We start from the raw sequence: 6,289 nt of genomic DNA on the forward strand, positions 1-6,289 counted from the left end.
GCATGGATTATGGTGGCAGCGGCAGTCTTTTCTCTTTCGGGCATCCTGCTAGCCTATTTAATCTATGTGAAGCAGACCATCTCTCGAAACTTTCTTATCAAAGAAGGATCGTTTATCAATACCACCCTTATCAATAAGTACTTTATCGACGAGACGTATTACTTTACAGTTGGAAAAACCGTGAAGGGACTGGCCCTTTTTTGTTCATACATTGAACGCTTTGTTATAGGAGGATTCGAGTGGGCAGTAACAGGGACTATTCGCAGTCTTGGTTCGGCTGGGGCTAGGCTCCAATCTGGCCAAGTGCAAGCATACGGTGTGGCAGTATTCGCGGGTTTAGCTGTCTTAGTCATTATCTATGCGCTGACAGGAGGGTTAATTAGATGACATTCCTGCTCTCAGTTCTTGTTTTTTCACCTATTTTGGGAATCGTGCTGCTTCTACTCACATCCAAACAACATGAAAGTAACCTGAAGATGTTTGGATTTATTGGAACAGTGCCGCCTCTTCTGGTTTCCGTGTTTCTTTATGTTTACTATGCAAGCGGAGCTTCCTTGGCTGATTTAACAATTAAGAATAGTTGGATACGATTTGCAAATCTTTCACAGTATGATGCGAAATTATTTACAGTTGATTATGAACTGTCCATTGACGGCTTTTCGCTTGTTTTAGTATTGATGACAGCCTTGCTTTCATCTCTTGCTGCGTTTGCCTCAAGCAGTATTAAAAAAGAATGGAAGGGGTATTTTATCCTTCTTCTGTTTCTAGAGATAGGAATGCTTGGTGTATTTATGGCTCAAAACTTGGTCCTCTTTTTCCTCTTTTTTGAACTTACTTTGATCTCTGCCTTCTTTTTAGTCGGTAAATGGGGATTTGCAGAAAAAGAAAAAGCAGCGTATAGCTTTTTAATTTATAACGGAATTGGTTCAGCCATTCTCCTAATCGTGATTATGATTCTATTCGCCCGTGCGGGAACCACGAATATACAAGCGTTAACACATATCATTACCATTGGCGGTGTGCCGACAATTGCTCCTATTTCTGCATCCATGAAGTATGCCCTGTTAGTCGGATTAGTGGCAGCTTTTGCTATTAAACTGCCAATCTTTCCAATGCATCGCTGGATGGTCATGGTACATGTTGAAGCCCCAACCCCAATCGTGATGCTTCATGCCGGTGTGCTGTTAAAAATAGGGGCTTATGGGATGATCCGCTTCGGAATGGGAATCTTCCCAGAGCAATTCAAATCTGTTGCTTTTTACTTGGCGGTGCTTGGTGTAATCAACTTTCTCTATGGAGCGTTTATGGCGTTCATTCAGACAGACTTCAAACGGGTATTAGCGTACGCTTCCATTTCGCATATGGGAGTTGTGTTAATTGGGCTTGGCTCATTACAAGCAGCTGGAATCCAGGGAGCTGTCTTTCAGGTAGTGTCTCACGGATTAATCGCTGCCCTATTATTTTACTTGGTGGGAATAATTCAAGAAAAGACAGACACAACGTTTATTCCAGATCTCGGAGGCTTAGCTAAAACCATGCCTCGATTATCAGGCTGGCTCCTCGCAGGCTCATTTGCTTCCCTTGCTTTGCCGGGAATGTCCGGGTTTGTCAGTGAGTTTTTGGCTTTCTTAGGATTATTTAAATCCGAACCATGGCTTGCTGCAATTGGTTCAATCGGTATCGTTATGACAGCTGTTTACATGCTCCGAGCCGTGATGGGCATAACCTTTGGCAAAGAAAATGAAAAATATGAACATCTTACAGATCTTAATTCGCTGCAGCAAATCCCGGCAGGTATCCTTCTGCTTCTGATTATTAGTATTGGGGTATATCCATCTCTTCTCGGAGAGCCGCTGCAGCGTACACTCGATGCAATCATGATCGGGATAGGGAGGTGATGGGAAAATGGATCTTCAAACCATGCTGAATTTCCACTGGGAAGCAATGATACCCGAGTTTATCATTCTTGGTACAGCTGTGTTACTAACGCTTTTAGATTTATTTTGGCCGCCATATATCAAACGAAGAATGCTTGCTTGGATTGGGCTAATTGGAATTCTCCTATCTTTACTGTCCTTACTAGTGATATTGCCGATTGAAGTCGTCAGTATTCTCGATGATTCATTTAGACTTGATTCATTTGCAAAAGCCTTTAAACTGCTTTTACTTGTAGGTGCAGCGTTTGTGATGCTGCTTGCTGAGAGTTATGAGCCCAAAGAGGGGCTGAAGGAACAGCGCGGAGAATTTTATTATTTGTTCCTTACGGCCTTGCTTGGAGCCATGATTATGACGTCGAGCGGAGACTTAATTACACTGTTCATCGGTTTGGAACTTTTGTCGATTTCTTCTTATATACTAGCGGGAATTCGCAAGCATCATACGGCTTCCAATGAAGCGGCATTGAAGTACGTAATCAGCGGAGGTATTTCGACAGCTATCACTTTGTTTGGGATGAGCTATCTTTACGGACTGACTGGATCTACGAATCTCAAGGCTATGAGTATGATTATGAAGGATACGGTTGATACGCAATTTCTTTACTTATTCGGGCTCGCCTTTTTCATGGTCCTTGTTGGTCTTTCTTTCAAAATTGCTTCCGCACCCTTTCATATGTGGGCTCCAGATGTCTATCAGGGAGCACCAATACCTGTCACCGCATTTTTAAGTGTAGTGTCTAAAACAGCTGGATTTGCTATTATTCTCCGGATTTTGCTCAGTTTGTATAGAGAGGTATGGGGAGATGCGGTCGGTGCGTTCAGCTTTTTTGAAAGTAATTCCATTTATATTGCCTTTTTGGCAGGCATCACGATGATCATAGGGAACGTAGTTGCCTTAAGACAGCGAAACCTAAAACGGCTTTTTGCTTATTCGAGTATTGCTCACGCAGGGTATTTATTGGTAGCATTTGCAACATTGGGTGGCCAATACTTTCTATTTGACACGTTTTGGTTTTATTTACTCGCTTATTTGTTTATGAATCTTGGTGCTTTTGCAGTTATTCAAGTTGTCTCGGGGAATACAGACCAAGAGGGAATCGACATGCTGTCTGGCTTATATCAGCGCTCACCGTGGCTGGCTGTGGCAATGGCGATCTCTATTCTAAGCCTAGCTGGTATTCCTGGTACGGCAGGATTTATTGCCAAGATATCTATTTTCCTCGGAGCTTTTGCCGTGGACCCAGGTTTTTATGTCCTCGCTGCAATCATGGCTGGAACAACAGTGATTTCGTATATCTATTACTTTGGCATTCTAGTTCAGTTGTTTCTCCGATCGCCGATTATACAAACAAAACCCAAAGTACCCGCAGGGATAAACCTTGTTTTAGGTCTCTGTGTACTAATGACGATTTTATTCGGCCTTGCGCCGAACATAGCATTCGATTTTTTTCACCAGTATTTTGGTGATTTCATTGATTTTTACTAGTAAAGACGAAACCTACAGACAAGATGCTGTAGGTTTTTTTGAGAATACAGCACTGAAAAGGGAAGAAATAAAAATAGGAGAATCTGTATTTTGTATGTTCGATCTTCGTGGTGTATAGTGGGAAGAGTGGGTAAAGAGATAATTCTTAAGAATTTTCCTTTTTTATTCCAAATTCACATGAGTAATGTGATAGAATGATAATCGGGTGTCTTTTTAGGAGGGATTTAATGTTTTCAGTTCTTGGACAACAGGCCTTGATTGGAATTACAGCACACCTGTTTTTCATTGCCATTACCTGGTGGGCACTTCAAGCCTTGAATTTTGATAAATTGTTAAGATCAAATTCAGTGCTGAAAGCAAGAGTCCTTTATATCCTGCTAACCATTGCCATTGGATCAACTGTCAGCAACTTCTTTTTGGATTACCTAGGCTTTTCAAATCAGCTTCCGTTTTTGTATAGCAACTAAGAACGTATTTATTTTTTCTCATTGCTTGTGAAGAAAGTAACGTAAATGTCTTATTTTACAAAAAAACGTTCATGAGTATCAAATTTTGTCAGTAACTGACGATAAGTACTAAGTATGCCCTCCCACTCTATGGAAAAACTAGAGATAAGGAGAGGGGCAATAAACATGTCTATTAATATAAAAAAAATGTTTTCATACATAGTGATACTTGGTTTGATAGCGATGTTGTTTGGGAATAGTACGATTATGGCCAAGGATAAAACGGACATAGTTACAATGACTGAATTGATTGAGAAAGAAGAAAATCTCACGATTGAGTCGTGGTCAGTCTATGCTAGGGAAAGAACGTTGAGTATTAAAAACCAGCATAGTTTTGAAAGTGAAGTGAAAAAGCTTCAAGCTGAATTTCCTTTATTTATCTGGAAGCATGAGAACAACGCCAGTGGTTGGAAGGCGATTGGAACATATACGAATGCTGAAACGAAAAACAAAGAAAGTATTAATTTGATGTCTACCCGCGAAAATAACCAAATGGTTACGTATATCATATATGAGGTTAAGGGCAGCCACTGGGATCACGAAGCTAAATCTTTTTTCACAAGTAGTTTCGAAAAAAGAACGGATGACATATTTCGTGAAAAACCGCTAATTTTCTCTTGTATTCAAGGGACAATCAGTGATACTATGGATACGGTTTTAACCTCAGAGATGACAAAGCTGTTAGGTGTATTTAAGGGGAAAATAATTGAAAGCATGAAAGAACCAAATTTCATATCAGTTTCAGGACAAACCAGCTTGTTTGATCAATACCTGGAAAAAAAACATCATTTGAATTTGCAACTTGCCTTGAGAACAGAAGGGTTGAGTGGAAAGACTACATTTGTAGTCGGCACACCAATCGTAACGTTTGAATATTAATATAGAGAAAATGGACGCGGAGGGGAATACTTTTGGAAAATATCATCGTCCGCGGCGGAAAAAGGCTTAGCGGTACAGTTAGAGTAGAGGGAGCAAAAAACGCCGTTTTGCCGGTTATCGCTGCAACATTATTAGCAAGTGACGGGAAAAGTATCATTAAAGACGTGCCGACGCTTTCCGATGTATATACAATAAATGAAGTACTGCGCAATCTTAATGCAGAGGTTGCCTTTCAAAATAATCAAGTTACTGTAGATGCATCTAAAGATTTATTAGACGAAGCACCGTTTGAATATGTAAGTAAAATGCGTGCCTCAGTACTAGTAATGGGATCTTTATTGGCTAGAAATGGCCGCGCTCGTGTAGCACTACCTGGAGGGTGTGCAATCGGTTCACGTCCTATTGATCAGCATTTGAAGGGCTTTGAAGCAATGGGAGCCCGCGTTAAAGTTGGAAATGGCTTTATTGATGCAGAAGTAGACGGACGTTTGAAGGGTGCAAGAGTGTATCTTGACTTCCCAAGCGTTGGAGCTACTGAAAACATTATGATGGCAGCAACACTTGCTGAAGGAACAACAGTCCTTGAAAACGTTGCGAAGGAACCTGAAATTGTCGATCTTGCTAATTTCCTGAATAAAATGGGTGCAAGAGTAAAAGGCGCTGGAACTGGAACAATTAAAATTGAAGGCGTTAAACAATTATTTGGTGCAGAGCATACTATTATTCCCGATCGTATTGAAGCAGGTACCTTTATGGTCGCAGCTGCATTAACTAAGGGAAATGTTCTTGTTCAAGGTGCTGTCCCTGAACACCTTAGCTCGTTAATTGCCAAAATGGAAGAAATGGGCGTAGAAATTCTTGAAGAAGAAGATGGTCTGCGCATTATCGGGAAAGATAACTTAAAAGCGGTTGATATTAAAACGATGCCGCATCCAGGTTTCCCAACTGATATGCAATCACAAATGATGGCCTTGTTATTACGCGCTAAAGGAACAAGTATGATTACTGAAACTGTTTTCGAAAATCGTTTCATGCATGTGGAAGAATTCCGCCGCATGAACGCTGATGTGAAAATTGAAGGACGTTCTGTTATTTTGAATGGTCCATCTAACACTCAGGGAGCGGAAGTTTCGGCAACCGATCTTCGTGCAGCAGCTGCGTTAATTCTAAATGGTTTAGTAGCTGACGGAATCACGCGTGTGACTGAATTAAAGCATCTTGACCGCGGATACGTTAATTTCCATGGTAAGTTAGCTGCTCTTGGTGCAGAAATTGAACGTGTAAACGTGGAAGCACCTGCAGAAAAAACAATTGCTGATATGAACGCATAAGATAATTTACTAAGTCGGAGGCCAAGCGGTCTTGAAGACAAATAAGGCACCCTACTCCTTGGCTCACAGAACGACATGGCTACGATCCGACTTCTTGGTGCAGAAATTGAACGTGTAAACGTGGAAGCACCTGCAGAAAAAACAATTGCT

Annotated in this window: 5 protein-coding genes and 1 pseudogene; all 6 read left to right on the forward strand. The window is 41.1% G+C overall.

Going from position 1 to position 6,289, the window contains the following annotated elements; translation table 11 throughout:
• Positions 1 to 387 (forward strand): annotated as a pseudogene (locus AC52RT_RS00465) (NADH-quinone oxidoreductase subunit L); the annotation flags it as partial.
• Entirely contained in the window at positions 384 to 1,898 is a 1,515-nt protein-coding gene (locus AC52RT_RS00470; protein WP_495538935.1) for a complex I subunit 4 family protein, read from the forward strand. The pseudogene AC52RT_RS00465 and the gene AC52RT_RS00470, both read left to right, overlap by 4 nt.
• Before the next feature lie 7 nt (positions 1,899 to 1,905).
• The gene (gene nuoN, locus AC52RT_RS00475; protein WP_495538936.1) at positions 1,906 to 3,423 is read left to right on the forward strand and encodes an NADH-quinone oxidoreductase subunit NuoN; all 1,518 of its coding nucleotides are present in this window, start codon (positions 1,906 to 1,908) and stop codon (positions 3,421 to 3,423) included.
• A 227-nt stretch (positions 3,424 to 3,650) separates the two neighbouring features.
• Positions 3,651 to 3,890 (forward strand): DUF1146 family protein, encoded by a 240-nt coding sequence (locus AC52RT_RS00480; RefSeq protein WP_040375215.1) that lies wholly within the window; start codon positions 3,651 to 3,653, stop codon positions 3,888 to 3,890.
• A gap of 165 nt (positions 3,891 to 4,055) precedes the next feature.
• Entirely contained in the window at positions 4,056 to 4,808 is a 753-nt protein-coding gene (locus AC52RT_RS00485) for a YwmB family TATA-box binding protein (protein WP_495538937.1), read from the forward strand.
• A gap of 32 nt (positions 4,809 to 4,840) precedes the next feature.
• A complete protein-coding gene (murA, locus tag AC52RT_RS00490; RefSeq protein ID WP_495538938.1) occupies positions 4,841 to 6,139 on the forward strand; it encodes a UDP-N-acetylglucosamine 1-carboxyvinyltransferase in 1,299 nt (432 codons plus the stop codon).
• The last annotated feature ends 150 nt before the right edge of the window (positions 6,140 to 6,289 follow it).

This window comes from Peribacillus sp. (assembly GCF_059453735.1).

Coding starts and splice junctions, on each gene's coding strand:
- AC52RT_RS00480 (WP_040375215.1), top strand. CDS start 3,651: ATGTTTTCAGTTCTTGGACAACAGGCCTTGATTGGAATTACAGCACAC.
- AC52RT_RS00485 (WP_495538937.1), top strand. CDS start 4,056: ATGTCTATTAATATAAAAAAAATGTTTTCATACATAGTGATACTTGGT.
- nuoN (WP_495538936.1), top strand. CDS start 1,906: ATGGATCTTCAAACCATGCTGAATTTCCACTGGGAAGCAATGATACCC.
- AC52RT_RS00470 (WP_495538935.1), top strand. CDS start 384: ATGACATTCCTGCTCTCAGTTCTTGTTTTTTCACCTATTTTGGGAATC.